Source organism: Campylobacter sp. BCW_6877 (assembly GCF_001762445.1).
GTDB classification, from domain to species: Bacteria; Campylobacterota; Campylobacteria; order Campylobacterales; family Campylobacteraceae; genus Campylobacter_D; species Campylobacter_D jejuni.
In genome coordinates, this window is record NZ_MJWW01000036.1 from 37,997 (window position 1) to 56,921 (window position 18,925).

An 18,925-nucleotide genomic window follows, 5' to 3' on the forward strand; every position below is an offset into this window, starting at 1 on the left:
TAATTATCCTAATATAGAATACGCCAAATTTTGATAAGCAACAGAACCTGGTGATTTAATATCATAAAGAATTATAGGCTTTCCAAAACTTGGACTTTCTGCAAGTTTTACATTGCGAGGGATCACAATAAAGTCATCTTCGTTTCCATTAATAGTAAAAAGTTGTTTTTTAAAATTTTGTTTCAAATCATCTACAACATCTTTAGAAAGATTATTTTGAGAGCTATACATTGTCGGTAAAAATCCACGAACCCTGAGTTTAGAATTAATAGTTTTTTTGATAATTTTAATTGTATTTAAAACCATAGCTACACCCTCAAGCGCATAAAATTCACACTGTATAGGGATAATTACACTATCGCTTGCTGCAAAAGCATTTATAGTAATACTTCCAAGAGCAGGTGGAGAATCAATAATAATAAAATCATACTCATCAATCACTTCTTGAATTTGATTTTTAAGCAGCATTTTTTTCTCATTATTTTCACCTTTAGCAAGCTCTTGTTCTATACCTACAAGACCTATATTTGAAGGAGCTAAATGAAGTTGTGGCAATTCTGTTTTTAAAATAATATCTGAAAGCTTTTTTCTTCCTATAAAAACATGGTAAATATTATACTCATAATTATTACGATTAAAACCAAGTCCTGTAGTCGCATTAGCTTGCGGATCAACATCAATCAAAAGTACTTTTTTCTCAGCCACAGCTAAAGAAGCGGCTAAATTTACTGCTGTTGTAGTCTTTCCTACTCCACCTTTTTGGTTTGCTATTGTAATAATTTCGCTCATCTTAAACTATACACCCTTTTATCACCTAGTAAAATTGAACCATCTTCATACAAAAAAGAATTTTCAAGTGAAAAAACTTTACCTTCATGATGGACGCTAAATTTTCTTGATTTTTCGAATTCTAACATATACTTGCTAAAAATATTCTTCCATAAAAATTTTTTTTCTACTTTTTGCAAAAACTCACTCACTAAATCTTTAAGCGAAATTTCTATATCGCATAAAGCTGTATTTTGAGGTGAAAATTTCAGATTTAAACCCATACCGCCTATGATAAAATTTGAAATTTTAGCACTTATAACCCCTCCAGCTTTTTTATCATCTAAATATAGATCGTTAGGCCATTTAAGCCAAATTTTAGAACCTTTTTCTTGTAAAACTTCTTTAAGTAAATAAGCAAAATAAATGCTCACAGAGGCCAAAGGTAAATCTTTTGGTAAATCTTCTTCTTTAATACAAAAAGAAAGATGTAAATTTCCTTTAGAGCTTTGCCAAGAATTTTCCCTGCTTCCAACTCCATTTGTTTGTTCTAAAGCATAAATAGCAAAATTTCCATCAATCTTTCCATTGCGTATTTGCTCGCATAAAAAAAGATGAGTTGAGTCTATACTTTCAACACAAACTATCTTCACTTTTAAGCCTTTTTCCATTTAAATAAGTCCTACCATCAAGAACTTTTTTTCCACTTTCTTGAAGTTTTTTAATACGCAAAACTCCTTGTTTGCAAGCAAGCAAAAAACTTTCTTTTTCTAATTCTAAAATTTCACCCATCCTAGCATTTTGTTTTAATTCATCCACAAGTTCAACTTCTAAGAATTTAAGTCCATTTTCCAAAAAAACTCCAGGCCAAGGAGTAAAAGCTAGATATTTTTGATAAAGTTCTCTTGCATTTTGCAAATTTATAAGTCCATCTTCTTTTTTGATTTTTCTACAAAGTGTTGCTAGACTTTCCTCTTGTTTTTTAGGGGTGATTTTATCGAAATTTAAAAGAGTAGAGAGGATGAGCTTAGCGGCCAAATTTGCTAAAAGTTCAAAAACTTCACTTGAATTTTTATCTTTTATATCACATTCTAAGCTTTCAAGTATAGCACCTGTGTCAAGCCCTTCTTCCATCAGCATGGTGCAAACTCCACTTTTTTCATCTTTGTTTAAAATTGCACTTTGGATCGGACTGGCACCACGGTATTTTGGAAGTAAAGAAGCGTGCAAATTCACACAAGATGCTAAATCCAAAATGGCTTTAGGTAAAATTTTTCCATAGGCAGCAACCACGATAAAATCAGGATTTAAATCCTTAATCTCTCTTATAATATTTTCATCTTTTAAAGAACTTGGAGTAAAAATAGGAATACTAGGATAATTTTGACTTAAAAAAGCCTTAGTATCACTTGGAGTTAAAATTTGCTTTCTACCTACAGCTTTATCAGGCTGGGTAAAAAGTGCTACGAGTTTAAAATTTTCATTTTCTACTAGTGCTTTTAAAATACAAGTTGCGTAAGATGGAGTACCCATAAAAATAATTTTTTTCATTTTTTCGCTTTGTGTGAAATTAAAAGTTTTAATTATAACTTATTTGATTTTAAAAGAGAATTTAATAAATTAATCACTCAAACAAAGTTCCACCTATTTGTTTATCTTCTAATAAAAATGTCTTTGCCGCACTTAAATCAAATCCACTTGCTAAAAACATTTTTTTATTGTGTTCAAGTAAAAATTTAGCTGCTTTAAGTTTGGTTACTATACCGCCTGTTCCGTGTTCACTGCCTGTTTTTATGGTTGCTTGTAGCCATTCTTCTTTAATATGAGTGATTTTTTCTAAACGCTTTGCATCACTAAATTCACTAGGATTTTTATCATAAAATCCATCAATATCGCTTAAAATCACAAGCAAATCCGCATCAAAAAAATGCGTAGCATAAGCACTTAAGCTATCATTATCACCAAAGACAATTTCTTCTATAGCTGTAGCGTCATTTTCATTGATAATAGGCAAAATTCCTAAATTTATCATCATATCGATAGCATTTTTTGCGTGTTTGGTAGCTTTTCTAGAGTCAAAATCCTTACCTGTAAGTAAAATTTGTCCACCTAGTTTATTAAATTTGGCTAAAAGCTCGTTATAAACACTGATTAAAAAAGGTTGTCCAATAGCGGCTAAAACTTGTTTATTAATGAGGTTTTTTCTATCGATATCTAGTTTGGTGTGTCCTGCTGAAATAGCCGCTGAAGTTACTAAAATCACTTCATATTTTTCCATGAGTTTAGCTAAAAATGCGACTAAATTTTTAAGACGCTCAAAACTTAAAGTGTTTTCTTCGCTAATCACATGAGAACCCACTTTAACAACTATTCTTTTCATGCTTATTCCTTGAAAAATTTTTATAATTTTAGCCAAAATTTCATATAAACTAGTTATTTTTTGAAAAAATAGGGAGTGTTTGAAATTTTTAATATAAAACACTTCCTAGATTGTTAAAATTTTTATTTGTTATTTCTTAAAGTTTTAATTTCTTCTAAAAGCATGAATTTAAGTTCTTTAAGTCCTGTTTTTTCAAGGCTTGAGACTTTGATTAAAAAGCTTTGCGGATTATTTATTTCTTTGAGATAATTTTCTAACTCATTAATGTTTAAAGCAATTTGCTCGGCAAATTCTTCTCCTAAATTAACACTATCACTTTTTGAAATCATGATGCCAAATTTACGCCCAAAAAGTTCATTGGAAAATTTTTCAAGTTCTTTTCTTAGTACTATAAATTGTTCTTTTAAAGGCATTTCTCTCATAGGATCAAGCACGAAAAGTAAAAAGCTCGTTCTTTCTATGTGCTTTAAAAAGGCAAGTCCTAAGCCTTTACCCCCACTTGCTCCTTCGATAATCCCTGGAATATCAGCCATAACAAAGGAATTATACTCATCTACATCTACGAGTCCAAGTTTTGGAGTAAGGGTGGTAAATTCATAATTTGCAATTTCAGGTTTTGCATTTGAAACAACGCTTATAAGAGTAGATTTTCCCACATTTGGAAAGCCCACAAGCCCTACATCGGCAATAAGTTTAAGTTCAAGTCTAACTAAGCGACTTTCTCCTTTTATACCAGGTTGTGCGTAATCGGGGCGTTGATTAGTGGCGTGTTTAAAATGAGTGTTGCCAAGTCCACCTTTTCCACCTTTTAAAAAAAGCTCTTTTTGTCCTTCTTTGGTAAGATCGAGTAAAATTTCATTAGTTTGTGCATCGATAACTTGCGTTCCTTCGGGCACTATAAGTTCTAAATTTTCACCCTTTTTGCCATTTTTATTGCGTCCCATTCCACCAGCACCATTTTGTGCGCGTAATTCTCTTTTGCCTTTGAAATTTACAAGAGTGTGGGTATTATTATCACATACGAAAATAATATCGCCACCATTTCCACCATCGCCTCCATCAGGGCCACCAAGTGGAACATGTTTTTCACGGCGAAAACTTACAGCACCTTTACCACCATCGCCTGAAGCTAAAGTAATTTTAACACTATCAATAAACATTTAAATTGCCTTTGACTTTAAATTTATAAAGCTAAATTTGAGTAAATAAAAGAAGTTAAATTTATAAATTTAAAGTTTTCGAGACGCTAAAAAGCGTCCTAAAAACTTATGCAGGATATACAGAAACTTTTTTTCTGTCTTTGTCTTTTCTTTCGAATTTTACAAAACCATCAATCAAAGCAAAGATAGTATGATCTTTTCCCATACCTACATTGTTACCTGCATGAGTTGCAGTTCCTCTTTGGCGGATGATGATATTTCCAGCTCTAACAAACTCGCCACCAAATTTTTTAACACCTAAACGACGACCTATAGAATCGCGGTTATTTTGAGTTGAACCTTGACCTTTCTTGTGTGCCATTCTTTACTCCTTAAGCTTTGATATCTTTTACTACAACGCGAGTAAATTGTCTTCTAAAACCGCGTTTGAGTTTAGAATCTTTTCTGCGTCTTTTTTTGTAAATCACAACTTTTTTATCTTTTCCGTGATTGATCACTTCCAAAACAACTTTTGCACCTGCTACGAAAGGCGCACCTACCTTTAATTCTTTATCATTGATAGCAAGAACTTCGCTTACTTCAATACTTGCTTTGCTTTCAGCTTCAAAGTGATCTAGTTTTAGCTCATCGCCAACACTTACTTTGTATTGCTTTCCGCTGTGTTTGATAATAGCATACATTGCTTTTCCTTATAAATTGGTAGTACCATAAAGCACCGCAATAACGGATTTAAAAGCTTTAGTGGTTTAATAAAATTTTGATTTTACAAAATTTTTCTTTAATTTTTGATGAATTTAAGAAAGGATTTAGAGTTTGAGAAAAATCAAACTCTAAAAATTTAAAAGCCTAGATTTACTCCGCCACCTTCTTGGGTTTCATAATTTGCATCACGACCTATAGTATAACCATTTCCACTATTGCTACCAATTAAAGGTCTACAAATATCGCCTACTTTTACACTACCTTCTGTGATTTTTGCATAAGAAAGTTTAGGGCTTGTGCGAGTGATTTCAATACTTCCTGTTTTGCTTTCTACTCTTCCTGTATTTTCTTTTGTATAAGCATCTTTTATAACCTTCCCAAGAGCAAAACATTCATAAATATCACCTTGATTTAAGCTTTGAGAAAATACTACTTCATTGTTTTCAACGCTTGCAACTTTCAAAGGATAAATTGCATTTAAAATATCTCCTGCAATACGATTTGCAATTTGTTTGAGTGCAGCTTCATTGGCGCTAAGGCTATCGTCTTTAATGTTAACTTTCATACTTAAAGTATTAGAAAATTTAATTTGTCTTGTAGCAAATAAAAACACACGATAATCTACGATAACTTCAATTTCAGTTTTGCTTTTTCCTGTTAAATTGCTTGTTTTTTGCTTACCTTCAAGTCCTGAAATAGAAAACAATAAAATATAATCTGTTGCTAACACATTTTTAAGTTTATAAACTTCATCACTAGCTGCGTCGCCACTTTTGATTAAAGCTTTTTCCATTTCATAATAGCCACTAGAATCACGGTCTAAAACATTAAATTTACGACTTTGCAATAAATCAGAAATGATTTTTTGTTGCAAAGCTGAGCCTATGCCTCTTTTTGCAGCATCTGGAGTAGAATCAAAAACAGTAATACTTCTTCTATTATCTGCACTTAAACCTGGAACTTGATACTTTTTTGTTGTTGTGGTTTTAAAAATCGTTACATTGGCTGTATATTTACCATTTGCATCTTGTTCAACACTATTGATTTCATAAGTATCGGCTCTACCTTTGGTGGCTTTTGAAATTTGCTCGCTGTAATTATCTTGTATGTTTGAACCTGAATTATCAGTTGAAACGCTAGTGTTAGATTTCTTAAGAGAATTGATGCTTACTCCGCTCATTTTTCCTATAGCTTCTATAATGGCATTGTTTATCGCATCTTCCCTAGTCAAACCTGTGCCTTCGCCTGTGCTTGATTTTGTTGAAGTTGTGGTTATAACTTTAGCATTAAGACTTAGGCTTAAAAATAAGCCTAAAAAAAGAATTTTAGTTATTTTCATCTTTTACCTTTAAAAATCATCCATGCTATTTACAACATTAGAACTTCTTTGTATGCTAGAAGATTTTTTAGCTTCATTTTTTGTTGCATTTGACTTTGAATTTAAAGCCTCATTTGTGTTGGCTAAATTTTCATAAGAATAAAATCTCACAGCTCCTACATGTTCAATACCATTTTCACTTGTATAGCTCCATTTTTTAAGAGTACGAATACCACGAATTTTACCGCTTGCGCTTGCTTTTATTTTACTATTTACTTTGTCAATAATATTTGTTATGTTTTGAGTTTGTTCTTGAGTGGAACTATCATTAACATTAATACTTTGTTTGATAATTTCCTCGTAAGTATCACCAGTTGTTCTTTCATCTTTAAGACTTAAATTTGTATTAATAAACTCTATAATAGCAGCATCAGCCATAGTAAGTGCTGTTTCTTTGGCTCTATCTTCTAAAATATTTGTTTTTTTAGCATTGCTAGAATCTGCTACATAACCCCAGTTTCCATAACTTAAAATAATAGGTGCACCATTTTCATCATAAACTAAGCGAATTCCATATTCATTTAAAAAGCCTTTTGTATCTTTTGGCAGATACTCACTTATTGCCTTGCCTTTACCCTTAATAGCACTCTGTCTTGCTAGTGCCATATCTTTTGCTAATTGGCGAGTTTTATTGGAAATAACAGCAATAACACCTACATCATACTCACCTCTTCTTTGTGTAACTATAGTTTGCACAGGAACAAGTCCACTCATAGAACCTATGGCATTTGTCATAGTTTTATTAAGAAATTCTTGCTTTAATAAAGTCTTTTTTCTGTCTTCGCTTAAAGAATTTGTATCTATACCTAAATCTTTTAATGCCTTATCAAGCTGAGCACCAGCTAATTGTGTAAGTTTATTTAAAATTTGATCAACCTTATCACCTTTTGGCAATTCATCAAATTCTTTAGCATTAGTAGAATTATCTGCTTCATAATTTTGAATCCTGCTTGTAGCAATTCTTCCAAAAACATCTCTTATAAATTCGCTTTGTAAATTTAACATTGCTTTTTGGTAAGCATTTTGTAAAGCTTGTGCAAATTGTGGATCAGTATCATTTACAGCAACAGTACTTTTTCCCGTATAAAAAGTTTTTCCATCTTTGGTTATACCATATTCTATACCGAAATTATCGGCAAATTCTTCAAAAAAATCTTCAATTGATTTTGGGGTAATATCCTTAGTACTTGCATCAGACATTTCATTTTGAGTATTTATATCTTGTTGTGTAATTTCTACAGGCTGGGAACCTTGTGCATAAAGTAAACTTGCCATAACTAAAGAGCCAATAAATAATATTTTTTTCATTTCATATCCTTTTAAAAATCATAAAAAAAGCTCAAGCTAAACACTTGAGCTAAAAATTTTATTCATAAATTAATTTTTATTTTACCAAGTAACTGATTTACTAGAACCAGTTTTATCAATAGTTTGCTCATCTTCCCAATAAACTAAACCTGATGTTAAATCAGTAAGTCTTAGTAAGAAAAAGTATTCTACTTGAGTTTTACCATTGCTAAGTTTTACATTATCTTGTCTAATTTTACCCGCAAGAGAAAAATCAGGCGATACCAATGTCCCTTTTTTTGCTATGGTTTTTTGATTAAACTCATCATTATCTCTTAATTCTCTTACATCTTCACTCATGCTATCAAGCGCTCCGCCTGCAGCAACTGCCGAAGTTAGAACAAATTTACCTGATTTTCTTAATGCAGAAGTGATTTTTGCGGTGAGTTTTTCAGTATCGATTCTTTGCGGGGTATCATTCACAACCCTACCAATAGCAATAACCTTTCTTGTACCTGGTTTAATATTTGCAAAAGCAGGATCGCTTAACATACTATTTATCATAGTTTCAGCTGCACTTTCAAAATCTTGTCTATCAAGACCCAAGGTTAAAGCATCGCCTTTTTTTACCTGACTTGCCTTTCCATCTGTATAAGCTGTTTGCGCACAACCACTAAAAAGCAAAGCTCCAATAAGAGCTGTTCCTAAAATTTTTGTTTTTTTCATGATTTATCCTTCCTAAAATGAGATTAATTTTTTGCTTTAATTTCTAATCTAAAATCCTTCGCTCTTGTATCAGATGCAAGTTTACGAAGAATTACCTCTTGTCCTGCTGGAATTCTAAGGGCTTGATAATCCTCATTTAAAACATCTCTTAGCACAAAACCATCTTTATCTAACCAATCTACTTTATAAATTACATCTTTAGCAAAAGTACTGCGTAAAATCACTTCAAATTCTAAATAACCATTGCTATTTATACGCTTTTGAAATTGTTTTACTAAACTTTTTGGTAAATTTGAACCTAAAATTACAGTATTTTGATTTGAATTTATTTGATAACTTGGTGCACAAGCACTAAGTAAAAACATTAAAATAAATAAAATAATTTTTTTCATCTTTTAGCCTTATTTTTCCATGATAGCAACACTTGCAGGTAAATACGGAGCAAAAGAACGCACTACAACAAGAGCATTTTTATTTTTATCCAATGATTTTTGAAACAAAATATTGCCTTGTGGATCTTTGATTTCTAAATTTCCGTCGTTTTCTATTGTTGCTATGGCAATACTTTTTGGTAAACCTCTCCAAGAACGCACATCAGCTTTGTTGGTTGCAGCAGTTGCTACTGCTGTTGCAAGACTTAGCCATCCACCTGTAGAGTCATTATTTGCAACAGCTACATTTAAAGTGGTTTTAATTATAGTTTGAGCTAAGGCTTTAGCAATCATTGCAGGCATATTTATTTTAAATTCAGTAGCGACAATATTGTCTAAATCTACAAAATCATTTGTATTTTGACCATTTATATTTAAATTTGCAAAAGAAGCTTCCCTTTTTTTCAAGGTTTGTAAAGCAATATTTGTGCTAATAATTTTTTTATCCACTATAAAAGGTAAGGTTAAAGCAAATTCATCCTTAACTACACCAAATCCATTTTCATAAACTACAAAAACATATTTTTTAGCTTTTTTGACTTTTATTTTTGTGGCATATTCTTTAAAAATTTTAGCCTCTTTTTTGATAGTTTTATTTTTTGGATAAATAATAGCTACTTCTCTAAATAAATCTGCAGCTTTTCTATAATCTTTATCCATAAAGAAAAATATTGAAGCAAGATAAGTCGCATAAGGATTTATGAAATTTTTTGTTGTATCAAACTCTTTAAATAAGTTATCGTATTGTGCTTCTATAACTTTTGAGTTTTCATTCATATTTTTATCATAATTTTTATCTTCTTTTGCCTTATCTAAATCAGCACGATTTTTCTCAATTTCTTTAGCAAAATATTCTTTTGCCTTATCTTGACGCATTAAAGCACGATTAAACTCAACTCTTGCATTTTCATAATCATCTTCTTCCATATAGTTTAGAGCTTTATATATATTAACCATAATTCTTTCATATAAAGAACCATCATAATCAACTATAGTATCATTAAGCAAGGTTGTACCAACAAATTTAGCTGCTTTAGAGCCTACATTTTCTAAATCCACATCATATTTATAAGATTCTTCCACAGCATCAAAAAATACATTACTTTTGTTAAAATCACCACAATTTCTAGCAATCAAACCTGCATTTAATCCTGTATAAATGACATCATCATTTTTTTTAATTTTTTCTAAATTTTGATTGAAAAAATCATCACCACAATATTTTTGTGTTAAAGCATTTTCAAATGTTGTATTTTGTTTAACCTGATTAACACAAGCTGTTAAAAAAAGGCAAACAATACCTGAAAAAATCAACCCAACTTTTATCTTCATTAAATTCCTTTCTTAAAGAAAATTAAAAATGAATATTATAGCGTAGTATATACTTAAAAACTAATGAAAAAATTTTCACCCTAGGAGAAAAACCTAGGGTTTGATTTAAATAAGCATAGGAGCTAATACAAAGCCTAATGCTACAGCAATTGCAATAGCTAAAACTCCTGGTATAAAGAAAGAGTGATTAAATATAAATTTACCAATTCTAGTCGTTCCTGTATCATCCATTTGCACAGCGCCAAGTAAGGTTGGATAAGTTGGAAGCACAAAAAGTGCTGAAACTGCTGCAAAACAAGCTACAAGCATATAAGAATCATGCGGATTTGTTGCTGAAATTCCTAAAGCGGTGATAATTACAGGTACAATAGCCTTTGCGGTTGCTGCTTGAGAATATAAAAGCATACTTGCAAAGAAAAATGCAACTGCTAACATAGCAGGGGTTTGTTTAACCCAGTCGCCTGCTACTTCTTTAATAGAAGCTTCGTGTCCTGCAACAAAAGTATTTCCAAGCCATGCTACACCAAAAACACAAACACAAGCAGTCATACCACTTTTAAATACACTAGTGTCAAGAATTTTACCTGGTTCAACTTTACAAAGCCAAGTGATCAAAGTTGCTGCAGTAAGTAAAAAGCTCATAATAGCTGCATCTCTTGGAACCACAACAGGATCGATCCATTTAATATTGCTCGAAATTGCGGTTGCATAAAGTACAACTGCCAAAACAGTGATCAAGAAAATTCCTACTGAAAGTTTAGCACCTGGTTTATCTTCACCATGTAAAATAGCTCCTGCATCTTTAACAAGTCCTGCTTTTAAGCGTTCTTGATAAACGCTATCTTTGCTTAAATCCATAGGAGTGATTAAACTCACTATAAAAGCTGTAAGCATACAAGCTATAAAAGTTGTACTGATCCAAATTCCAATTAAAGTTGGATAATTCCATCCAAGTGGCTCTAAAACGCCACTCATATAAACCACAGCTGCACTCACAGGAGAAGCAGTGATTCCAATTTGTGAAGAAACAACCATTAATGAAAGTGGAGCACTAGGTTTTATGTTTTGAGATTTTGCAACATCAACTACAACAGGCATTAAAGAAAATACTGCATTTCCTGTTCCTGCTAAGATTGTAAGCAACCATCCACAAGCTGGAGCTAAATAATTTATAAATTTAGGGCTTGATCTTAAAATTTTTTCTGTCACCCTTACCATATAATCAAGTCCACCTGCTTGTTGCATAGCAGAAATTGCTGCAATAGCTGCAGCAATAATTAAAATAACATCCCAAGGAATATTACCAGGTTTCATACCTAAAACAAGTCCTAGTATAACTACACCTAATCCTCCAGCATAACCTATAGCAATACCGCCTAGGCGAATACCGATAAAAATTGCCCCAAGAAGGACGATTACTTGCAAAATTATCATTATATCCATATTAAATCCTAAAATGCTATTTTTTAGCTTCCATGTGAGGATTTAGCATATTTGATGGTGTTAAAATTTCATCAATTTGTTCTTTACTTAAAAGCCCTCTTTCAAGCGCAATATCAGCCACTCTTTTTCCAGTGTTCATTGCCTCTTTAGCTATAGAAGCTGAATTTTCATAACCAATATAAGGATTTAAAGCTGTTACTATACCTACTGAATTATAGACAAAGTCTGAACAAATTTTTTCATTTGCAGTAATACCATCTATACATTTATCAGCTAAAGTATACATTGCTTTTTCTAGCATTACAATAGAATTAAATAAGCTATATGCTGCAACTGGTTCAAAAACATTAAGTTGTAATTGTCCACCCTCGCAAGCAAAAGTTACAGTTACATCTGCTCCAATAACAAAATAACAAACTTGATTAACTACTTCAGGAATAACAGGATTTACCTTACCTGGCATGATAGAACTACCTGGTTGCATTTTTGGAAGATTAATCTCATTAAGACCACATTTTGGACCACTACTTAAAAGTCTTAAGTCATTACATACTTTAGAAAGTTTTGTTGCAACACGTTTTAAAACACCTGAAATTTGTACATAAGCTCCCGTATCTTGAGTCGCCTCGATCAAATCCTCAGCCACAGTATATTCAAAACCTGTCACTTCTCTTATTTTTCTTTCTACAACCTTCGGATAATCAGGATGAGAATTAATTCCCGTTCCAATAGCAGTTCCGCCCAAATTGATCTCTAAAATCAATTTTCTAGCTTCTAATACTCTTTGTATATCTTCACCTATCATTACGGCAAAAGTTTTAAATTCACGACCTAAAGTCATAGGTACAGCATCTTGCAGTTGGGTTCTACCCATTTTAAGAACATCTTTAAATTCTTCAGCTTTTCTCTCATAAGCTTTTTTTAGATATTCCATAGCTTTTGCCAAATCACTTAAATAATCATGCAAAGCAAGGTGTAAAGCTGTAGGATAAGCATCGTTAGTACTTTGGCTTAAATTAACATGATCATTTGGATGAAGATATTGGTATTCACCTTTTTTATGACCCATAAGTTCAAGTCCTATGTTTGCTATAACTTCATTAGCATTCATATTTGTACTTGTTCCAGCACCTCCTTGGATCATATCTACTACAAATTGATCATAATACCCGCCTTCTAAAATTTTATCACACGCTTTAATAATCGCATCTTGGATATTTTTATCCAAAAGACCTAATTCATGATTTGCCATAGCTGCAGCTTTTTTTACTCTAGCCAAAGCTCTAACAAAGCGAGGAAAATCTTTTAATCTATCATGAGAAATATCAAAATTTTCAACAGCTCTAAAAGTTTGCACTCCATAATAAACCTCATCAGAGATTTCCAATTCCCCAATAAAATCATGTTCTTTTCTTGTTCCCATTTTGAACCTTTCATAAAAGTATTTTAATTTAAAATCAAAAATTTTTGATTTAAATCATAAAATAATGATATTGCATTTTTAGTTAATAATTGGTTAATAATTAAAATACTTTCAAAATATAATAAATTAAGTATTTTTATATCCTATTATGTCTTTATATTTAATTTTTATTAATATAAAAAATTTTATTTACTTCAAAAAAAATTAATATATTTTTGCAAGCTTTTTTTGCTAGAATAAAATTTTTAATAATTTAAATAATTAAGGATAACATGGAAGAAATTACAATAAATATAGATAAGATTAAAATAAATGATGACTGGAAAGAATTTTTAAGAGACGAATTTCAAAAAAAATATTTTCTAGAAATCAAAAAACAATACCTAAATGCGATTGATCAAAATATAATTATTTATCCGCCTGCAAATTTAATTTTTAATGCTTTTAATTTATGTCCCTTAAAAGAAATTAAAATTATTATCCTAGGACAAGATCCCTATCATCAACCAAACCAAGCAATGGGGCTTAGTTTTTCGGTTCCAAAAAATGTAAAAATCCCACCAAGTCTTAATAATATTTTTAAAGAATTGCAAAATGATTTAAACATCGCTCCAGCAAAAAGCGGAGATTTAAGCTCTTGGGCAAAACAAGGAGTTTTGCTCTTAAATTCTATTCTTAGCGTTGAAGCAAATAAAGCAGCTAGTCATAGTTCGTGGGGTTGGCAAGAATTTAGTGATGCTATAATACATAAATTAAGCGATGAAAAATCAGGGCTTGTTTTTATGCTTTGGGGAAATTACGCAAAAAGCAAGGAGATTTTGATTGATAATACTAAGCATTTGATTTTAAAAGCAGCTCACCCAAGCCCTTTAGCTAGAACAGGATTTTTAGGTTGTAAACATTTTTCAAAGGCTAATAAATTTTTAAAAAAAGTTGGTAAAATTCCTGTAGATTGGAAAATAGTTTAAAAAATTATTTTAAATTTTAATAAAAATATTAAAATACATTTATTTATTTAAAAATAAATCGTATTTCTATGAAATATATTATAATAAAACAACTCAAAAATTAATTTTTAAGGAGAAAAATGAAAACCATTGGTATTATAGGCGGAATGAGTTTTGAAAGTACTATTACTTATTATAAAACAATAAATCAAGCTATAAATGATAAATTAAAATCTTTAAATTCTGCAAAAATTTTACTTTACAGTGTTAATTTTGAAGAAATAGAAAATTTACAAAGCCAAGATAAATGGCAAGAAGCTGCGCAAATTTTAACTCAGTGTGCTAAAAAATTAGAACTTGCAGGGGCTAGTTTTATAATAATTGCAACTAATACTATGCATAAGGTTTTTGATGAAATTCAACAAAACATAAATATCCCTATTTTGCATATTGCAAAAAGCTCTGCTAAGGCTTTAAAACAAGAAAACATACAAAAAATTGGTTTATTGGGTACTAAATACACAATGACTCAGGATTTTTATAAAAAAATGCTTATTGAAGAAAATATTAGCGTTATTATTCCTAGCGATGAAGATATAAAAATCGTTAATGATATTATTTTTAATGAGCTTTGCAAGGGTAAAATCAAGCAAGAATCTAAAGAAAAATATTTAAATATTATAAAAAAACTACAAGAAAAAGGTGCAAAGGGAGTGCTTTTAGCTTGCACTGAAATTGGTTTATTAATATCCAAAAATGATACAAATATCAAAATTTTTGACACAAGCCTTATTCACGCCCTTGATGCCGCTAATGAAGCTTTAAAAGATTTATGATTAAAAGATGCCCAAAAATGGGCAAATTGCAATATTTTGAAAAGATTTATACTTATATCGGTTTAAATCTTATCTTGCTTTATAGTTTGCTATCTTTTTCTAATTGATTGATATTTAGCATTATAAATTTATAGCTTAGATAAATTACTAAAGGCCAAGTCAATAAAAACAAAGCATGTAACATTTTTTCTCCTTAATATGCGTGATCATCGTTTGCGATTTCTTCGCGTGTGATTTTTACCTTATCCATTGCATTCCAAACATAGATAATATAAGCTAAAACAAAAGGTACAAGCAAAGACACATAAGCCATGACGCTTAGAGTATAATAGCTTGAACTTGCATTTTTTAAAGTTAAAGAACTTTGTAAATCACTTAAAGATGGGTAAAAAGCACTTTGACCTAAACCAATACTTGATAATAAAGCAAAAACTATTAAAACCGTTCCAAGTCCTAGAGTAAAAATAGCCTTAGAGCAACCTTTTACTCCTTGAACCATACCTAAAAGCACTAAAATCACACCAATAACAAGCAAAACAGCAAAAATCATTTGATTTAAGAAATTATATAAATATAAATTCGCACTCATGCTTACAGTTCCATTTGCATCTACACTAAAACCATCTTTTAAGAAAATCCACGCTAAAAAACCTAAGAAAAAAGGTAAAAATAAAATGCTATTGATCATAAGTTTTTTCATAGCTCTTATTTTGATATTCTCATCATTGATATTGTTCATAAAATACGCTGCGCCTAAAAGCCTTGCTAAAAATACCAAAGCTAAGCCTAAGAGATAATTAAAAGGATTGAGTAAAAGCTCTAAGCCGTGCAAAGGATTTTGCCAAGAAACAAAATTATGCTCATTTAAGATAAATTCGGAACCGCTAAAAAAGCTACTTACTGCAACTCCGATTAAAAACACACCTAAATAGCCATTAATTTTAAGAAAAATTTCATAGGTTTTAGAGCCATAAACATTATTTTCTTTTTTACGATACTCATAAGCCACAGCTTGTAAAATAAAACAAAATAAAATACAAAGCCAAGCCCAATAAGCTCCGCCAAAACTTGTACTATAAAAAAGTGGAAAAGCTGCAAAAGCAGCTCCGCCAAAAAGTACGAGAGTTGTAAAACCAAGCTCCCATTTACGCCCTAAAGAATTGACTAGCATGGTTTTTTCAAGCTCATCCTTGCTAAGCTCATCGATTAAAGTTTGTCCACCTTGGACAAAAAACATAAAAACTAAAAGTCCGCCGAGCAAACTTAAAATCAACCACCAATAAATTTGCAAACCTTCGAGTTCTAAACCAAAAAACATCATTTTTCTCCTTTGCCCATAAGTGGAGTATGCCCTGCATGTGCGTCAAAACCTTTTTTAATCTGAGTAAGTATGATTTTAACTTCTGCAATCAATAAGGCTGTAAAAAGTACTGCAAAAATCCAAAATGAAATTTGAACATTGACTTTTCCAAGTTGCGTTGCTGCGATATGTACAGGAAGTAAGTCTTGAATTGCCCAAGGTTGTCTGCCTACTTCAGCAACAATCCAGCCTGCTTCAGCGGCGATATAACCCAATGGAATGGATAATAAACACACCCAAAGTACTTTTCTAAATTTCTCAATATCATTTGCCATAGTAAGATAAAGAGTAACGATGAAAAGTAAAAAGAAAAAACTTCCTAAAGCAACCATGATATGAAAGCTATAAAAAGTTAAAGCCACAGGCGGAATAGTATCGCTTGGTTTTTCTAGATATCCATAGCCAAAATCTTTAAAATGAGTTTCTAAAATAGATTTGTGATTTGCCATAGCTATTGTATCATTGTTTTCTTTAGCAAGTTTATAGTCTTTTAGAGCTTGTATAGCGATTTTTCCTCTATCGATACGATTTTGCATAGGTTCTATACCTTTGCTTTCATTTCCATAGATTAAATCTTCAATTCCTGGAACAAAAGAATTTGGATCACGGTTTCCTAATATAGAAAGAGCGTAAGGTATAGTAATGTCAAATAAAAACACACTTTCGTTATTATCTATGGTTTTTTTAGGGTTTAAGATTCCAAAAGGTACAAGTCCTGCACGATGTTCACCTTGATAAACCCCTTCCATAGCTGCAAGTTTCATAGGTTGAGTTTGAGTTACACGATAAGCACTTTCATCTCCGCTGAAAAACAAAAAGATTGAACAAACCAAACCAAAACTAGCTCCTACAACTAAGCTTTTTTTAGCCTCGATAGTATGGCGTCCCTTTAACATAAACCAAGCTGAAATTCCTATTACAAATAAAGCTGAAATCACATAACCGCTGCCTATGGTATGTAAAAATTTTGAAATAGCCACAGGAGAAAGTGCTACTTCAAAAAAGCTTTGCATTTCATTTCTTGCTGTATCAGGGTTAAAGCTCATTCCTACAGGATATTGCATCCAACCATTTGCCACTAAAATCCAAAAAGCAGAAAGATTACTTCCTATAGCCACACACCAAGTTGAAAGTAAGTGAAAACCCTTACTTACTTTATCCCAGCCAAAAAACATAACTGCAAAAAAAGTAGCCTCTAAAAAAAATGCCATAATACCTTCAATCGCCAAAGGTGCACCAAAAATATCTCCCACAAACCAGCTATAATTTGCCCAGTTTGTTCCAAATTCAAATTCCATTATAATACCTGTAGCTACACCGATAGCAAAATTTATAGCAAATAATGAAAGCCAAAATTTGGTGATTTTTTTCCATCTTTCATTTTTAGTTTTTACATAGATAGTCTCCATGATAGCAATGATAAAAGATAAGCCTAAGGTTAAAGGCACAAACAAAAAATGATAAAGTGCAGTTAAAGCAAACTGCGCTCTTGACCAATCAACGCTATTAAGTTCGTTCATTTATTTTCCTTCGAGTGTAAGATTTTTGAGTACAAAAGTGCTTTTTTCTTTGTCGCTTTTAAAAATAGAATTAAAATTTACATCAAAAACAAAAAGTTTTAAAATCACAAACATAACAAAAAGTTTGATAAAGATAATTTTCCAAAGGGTCTTTCCAAGAGTTAAATTTTTAAAACCTTCTTTGTAAAAATTAAAAATTTGAGAAATACTAAAATATAAGTGTTTAAGATGCATGTAAATTCTACCTTTAAAAACAACAAAATAAAACATTTTAAGAAGCGGAAAATTATAATGAAAATTATGTTATTATTTTCTTAAAAAATTTAAATACATAATCAAGGTTTTTAATGCAAAAAATTAAAGTTTTTATTTTTTTTATGATTTTTTTTCTTTAATGCATGTTCTTCTAAATTTTGAAAATGTAAATCCTTTGGGGCGTTCATTTGGAGAATTTGAAGATACTAATTCTTTTTCTTTAAAATTAGGACTTGAACCTATTTTTCCTACCAATCAAGAAATTCCAAGTTTAATTAGCAATGCTGATTTAGTACTTATTACTCCTATTTACCCCACCTTTAACTAGTAGCATCAACAATAATGCAATAAAACAACTTGCAAGTGGAGCAAACCCCTTAGATATCTTAATGATACAAGAAATAGGAACTTTACTAAGAATAGCCACTCCAATAGGACGCCATGTGCAACAAGGTGGAACGCCTATTGACGAATATGAGTAGAATTTGAGGACTCTTTCAAGACCTGATAGGGTTTTTAATTTATTATTCTCGCGTTGATGTAGGAGCTAATCGTGTAAATTTAGCTATAGTTTCAAGACCCATTATAGGAATTCGCGATGGAAGTGATGCTTTTTTCAATATCTATGTTTTAGCCAATGAAGGAACAGATGTAGGAGCAATTATCACAGCCCGTAAATACACATTTTGTAAATATACCTCAAGCTAACTGGATGATAGCAGGGGATTTTAACCGTGATCCTTCTACTATAACAAATACAGTGGATAGAGGATTAGCAAATAAAATTAGAGTGGTTTTTCCAACTAGTGCAACTCAAGCAAACGGAGGGACTCTTGATTATGCAATTACAGGAAATTCAAATAGACAACAAACCTATACTCCACCGCTTTTAGCTGCGATTTTAATGCTTGCAAGTTTAAGATCTCATATAGTTTCGGATCATTTTCCAGTAAATTTTAGAAAATTTTAGGACATTT

General features: G+C 31.2%; 20 protein-coding genes and 1 pseudogene. 4 read left to right on the forward strand and 17 right to left on the reverse strand.

The window, feature by feature from the left end; genetic code table 11:
- Nucleotides 1-3 precede the first annotated feature (3 nt).
- From AJ936_RS04780 to aspA, 14 genes are all read right to left on the reverse strand, one after another.
- The gene (locus AJ936_RS04780) at nt 4-789 is read right to left on the reverse strand and encodes a ParA family protein (protein ID WP_002851697.1); all 786 of its coding nucleotides are present in this window, start codon (nt 787-789) and stop codon (nt 4-6) included.
- A complete protein-coding gene (locus AJ936_RS04785) occupies nt 786-1,439 on the reverse strand; it encodes a biotin--[acetyl-CoA-carboxylase] ligase (RefSeq protein WP_002860934.1) in 654 nt (217 codons plus the stop codon). Before AJ936_RS04785 ends, AJ936_RS04780 begins: the two co-directional genes overlap by 4 nt.
- Complete coding sequence (gene fmt / locus AJ936_RS04790; protein WP_070274130.1) at nt 1,402-2,319, reverse strand: methionyl-tRNA formyltransferase; 918 nt, start codon at nt 2,317-2,319, stop codon at nt 1,402-1,404. Before fmt ends, AJ936_RS04785 begins: the two co-directional genes overlap by 38 nt.
- A gap of 73 nt (nt 2,320-2,392) precedes the next feature.
- Nucleotides 2,393-3,148, reverse strand: coding sequence for a glutamate 5-kinase (proB, locus tag AJ936_RS04795; protein ID WP_002871097.1), 756 nt, complete (start codon nt 3,146-3,148; stop codon nt 2,393-2,395).
- Nucleotides 3,149-3,270: 122 nt separating this feature from the next.
- Nucleotides 3,271-4,308, reverse strand: a complete 1,038-nt coding sequence (gene obgE / locus AJ936_RS04800) for a GTPase ObgE (protein WP_002860931.1) — start codon at nt 4,306-4,308, stop codon at nt 3,271-3,273.
- A gap of 106 nt (nt 4,309-4,414) precedes the next feature.
- Nucleotides 4,415-4,669: a 50S ribosomal protein L27 gene (gene rpmA / locus AJ936_RS04805; RefSeq protein ID WP_002800974.1), complete on the reverse strand. Its 255-nt coding sequence runs from the start codon at nt 4,667-4,669 to the stop codon at nt 4,415-4,417.
- A gap of 10 nt (nt 4,670-4,679) precedes the next feature.
- On the reverse strand, nt 4,680-4,988 hold the full coding sequence (rplU, locus tag AJ936_RS04810; protein WP_002778820.1) for a 50S ribosomal protein L21: 309 nt from the start codon (nt 4,986-4,988) through the stop codon (nt 4,680-4,682).
- Between the two features lie 158 nt (nt 4,989-5,146).
- Entirely contained in the window at nt 5,147-6,349 is a 1,203-nt protein-coding gene (locus tag AJ936_RS04815; protein WP_002881377.1) for a CsgG/HfaB family protein, read from the reverse strand.
- Nucleotides 6,350-6,358: 9 nt separating this feature from the next.
- Nucleotides 6,359-7,696: a DUF6844 domain-containing protein gene (locus AJ936_RS04820; RefSeq protein WP_002881375.1), complete on the reverse strand. Its 1,338-nt coding sequence runs from the start codon at nt 7,694-7,696 to the stop codon at nt 6,359-6,361.
- A gap of 81 nt (nt 7,697-7,777) precedes the next feature.
- Nucleotides 7,778-8,401 carry a penicillin-binding protein activator LpoB gene (lpoB, locus tag AJ936_RS04825; protein WP_002851945.1) on the reverse strand — a complete coding sequence of 208 codons (624 nt, stop codon included), beginning with the start codon at nt 8,399-8,401 and terminating at the stop codon, nt 7,778-7,780.
- 23 nt (nt 8,402-8,424) lie between these two features.
- Nucleotides 8,425-8,793 (reverse strand): YcfL family protein, encoded by a 369-nt coding sequence (locus AJ936_RS04830; RefSeq protein WP_002881373.1) that lies wholly within the window; start codon nt 8,791-8,793, stop codon nt 8,425-8,427.
- Between the two features lie 9 nt (nt 8,794-8,802).
- Complete coding sequence (locus tag AJ936_RS04835; RefSeq protein ID WP_070233964.1) at nt 8,803-10,164, reverse strand: COG3014 family protein; 1,362 nt, start codon at nt 10,162-10,164, stop codon at nt 8,803-8,805.
- A 105-nt stretch (nt 10,165-10,269) separates the two neighbouring features.
- Complete coding sequence (locus AJ936_RS04840) at nt 10,270-11,607, reverse strand: anaerobic C4-dicarboxylate transporter (RefSeq protein ID WP_070274131.1); 1,338 nt, start codon at nt 11,605-11,607, stop codon at nt 10,270-10,272.
- A gap of 16 nt (nt 11,608-11,623) precedes the next feature.
- The gene (aspA, locus tag AJ936_RS04845; RefSeq protein WP_070274132.1) at nt 11,624-13,030 is read right to left on the reverse strand and encodes an aspartate ammonia-lyase; all 1,407 of its coding nucleotides are present in this window, start codon (nt 13,028-13,030) and stop codon (nt 11,624-11,626) included.
- Nucleotides 13,031-13,302: 272 nt separating this feature from the next.
- Here aspA and ung point away from each other — a divergent pair, with 272 nt between their 5' ends.
- On the forward strand, nt 13,303-13,998 hold the full coding sequence (ung, locus tag AJ936_RS04850; protein ID WP_070274133.1) for a uracil-DNA glycosylase: 696 nt from the start codon (nt 13,303-13,305) through the stop codon (nt 13,996-13,998).
- Nucleotides 13,999-14,117: 119 nt separating this feature from the next.
- Nucleotides 14,118-14,813, forward strand: coding sequence for an aspartate/glutamate racemase family protein (locus AJ936_RS04855; protein WP_044779849.1), 696 nt, complete (start codon nt 14,118-14,120; stop codon nt 14,811-14,813).
- Between the two features lie 193 nt (nt 14,814-15,006).
- Here AJ936_RS04855 and cydB read toward each other — a convergent pair whose 3' ends face one another.
- Genes cydB through AJ936_RS04875 form a run of 3 tightly spaced genes read right to left on the reverse strand, consistent with a single transcriptional unit; the run spans nt 15,007 to nt 17,927 of the window.
- Nucleotides 15,007-16,131, reverse strand: coding sequence for a cytochrome d ubiquinol oxidase subunit II (gene cydB / locus AJ936_RS04865; protein ID WP_002881266.1), 1,125 nt, complete (start codon nt 16,129-16,131; stop codon nt 15,007-15,009).
- On the reverse strand, nt 16,131-17,693 hold the full coding sequence (locus tag AJ936_RS04870) for a cytochrome ubiquinol oxidase subunit I (RefSeq protein WP_070274134.1): 1,563 nt from the start codon (nt 17,691-17,693) through the stop codon (nt 16,131-16,133). The genes cydB and AJ936_RS04870 overlap by 1 nt, the downstream gene beginning before the upstream one ends.
- Complete coding sequence (locus AJ936_RS04875) at nt 17,694-17,927, reverse strand: DUF4492 domain-containing protein (protein ID WP_002860921.1); 234 nt, start codon at nt 17,925-17,927, stop codon at nt 17,694-17,696. It lies immediately after the preceding gene.
- 160 nt (nt 17,928-18,087) lie between these two features.
- Between AJ936_RS04875 and AJ936_RS04880 the strand changes: the two genes are divergently transcribed.
- Complete coding sequence (locus AJ936_RS04880) at nt 18,088-18,276, forward strand: hypothetical protein (RefSeq protein WP_002932941.1); 189 nt, start codon at nt 18,088-18,090, stop codon at nt 18,274-18,276.
- Between the two features lie 16 nt (nt 18,277-18,292).
- Nucleotides 18,293-18,918 (forward strand): annotated as a pseudogene (locus tag AJ936_RS10345) (cytolethal distending toxin subunit B family protein); the annotation flags it as partial.
- Between the last annotated feature and the right edge of the window lie 7 nt (nt 18,919-18,925).

Bases quoted from the DNA above. Each gene is read 5' to 3' on its own strand.
- AJ936_RS04780 (WP_002851697.1), bottom strand. From the start codon at position 789: ATGAGCGAAATTATTACAATAGCAAACCAAAAAGGTGGAGTAGGAAAG.
- AJ936_RS04785 (WP_002860934.1), bottom strand. From the start codon at position 1,439: ATGGAAAAAGGCTTAAAAGTGAAGATAGTTTGTGTTGAAAGTATAGAC.
- fmt (WP_070274130.1), bottom strand. From the start codon at position 2,319: ATGAAAAAAATTATTTTTATGGGTACTCCATCTTACGCAACTTGTATT.
- proB (WP_002871097.1), bottom strand. From the start codon at position 3,148: ATGAAAAGAATAGTTGTTAAAGTGGGTTCTCATGTGATTAGCGAAGAA.
- obgE (WP_002860931.1), bottom strand. From the start codon at position 4,308: ATGTTTATTGATAGTGTTAAAATTACTTTAGCTTCAGGCGATGGTGGT.
- rpmA (WP_002800974.1), bottom strand. From the start codon at position 4,669: ATGGCACACAAGAAAGGTCAAGGTTCAACTCAAAATAACCGCGATTCT.
- rplU (WP_002778820.1), bottom strand. From the start codon at position 4,988: ATGTATGCTATTATCAAACACAGCGGAAAGCAATACAAAGTAAGTGTT.
- AJ936_RS04815 (WP_002881377.1), bottom strand. From the start codon at position 6,349: ATGAAAATAACTAAAATTCTTTTTTTAGGCTTATTTTTAAGCCTAAGT.
- AJ936_RS04820 (WP_002881375.1), bottom strand. From the start codon at position 7,696: ATGAAAAAAATATTATTTATTGGCTCTTTAGTTATGGCAAGTTTACTT.
- lpoB (WP_002851945.1), bottom strand. From the start codon at position 8,401: ATGAAAAAAACAAAAATTTTAGGAACAGCTCTTATTGGAGCTTTGCTT.
- AJ936_RS04830 (WP_002881373.1), bottom strand. From the start codon at position 8,793: ATGAAAAAAATTATTTTATTTATTTTAATGTTTTTACTTAGTGCTTGT.
- AJ936_RS04835 (WP_070233964.1), bottom strand. From the start codon at position 10,164: ATGAAGATAAAAGTTGGGTTGATTTTTTCAGGTATTGTTTGCCTTTTT.
- AJ936_RS04840 (WP_070274131.1), bottom strand. From the start codon at position 11,607: ATGGATATAATGATAATTTTGCAAGTAATCGTCCTTCTTGGGGCAATT.
- aspA (WP_070274132.1), bottom strand. From the start codon at position 13,030: ATGGGAACAAGAAAAGAACATGATTTTATTGGGGAATTGGAAATCTCT.
- ung (WP_070274133.1), top strand. From the start codon at position 13,303: ATGGAAGAAATTACAATAAATATAGATAAGATTAAAATAAATGATGAC.
- AJ936_RS04855 (WP_044779849.1), top strand. From the start codon at position 14,118: ATGAAAACCATTGGTATTATAGGCGGAATGAGTTTTGAAAGTACTATT.
- cydB (WP_002881266.1), bottom strand. From the start codon at position 16,131: ATGTTTTTTGGTTTAGAACTCGAAGGTTTGCAAATTTATTGGTGGTTG.
- AJ936_RS04870 (WP_070274134.1), bottom strand. From the start codon at position 17,693: ATGAACGAACTTAATAGCGTTGATTGGTCAAGAGCGCAGTTTGCTTTA.
- AJ936_RS04875 (WP_002860921.1), bottom strand. From the start codon at position 17,927: ATGCATCTTAAACACTTATATTTTAGTATTTCTCAAATTTTTAATTTT.
- AJ936_RS04880 (WP_002932941.1), top strand. From the start codon at position 18,088: ATGCATGTTCTTCTAAATTTTGAAAATGTAAATCCTTTGGGGCGTTCA.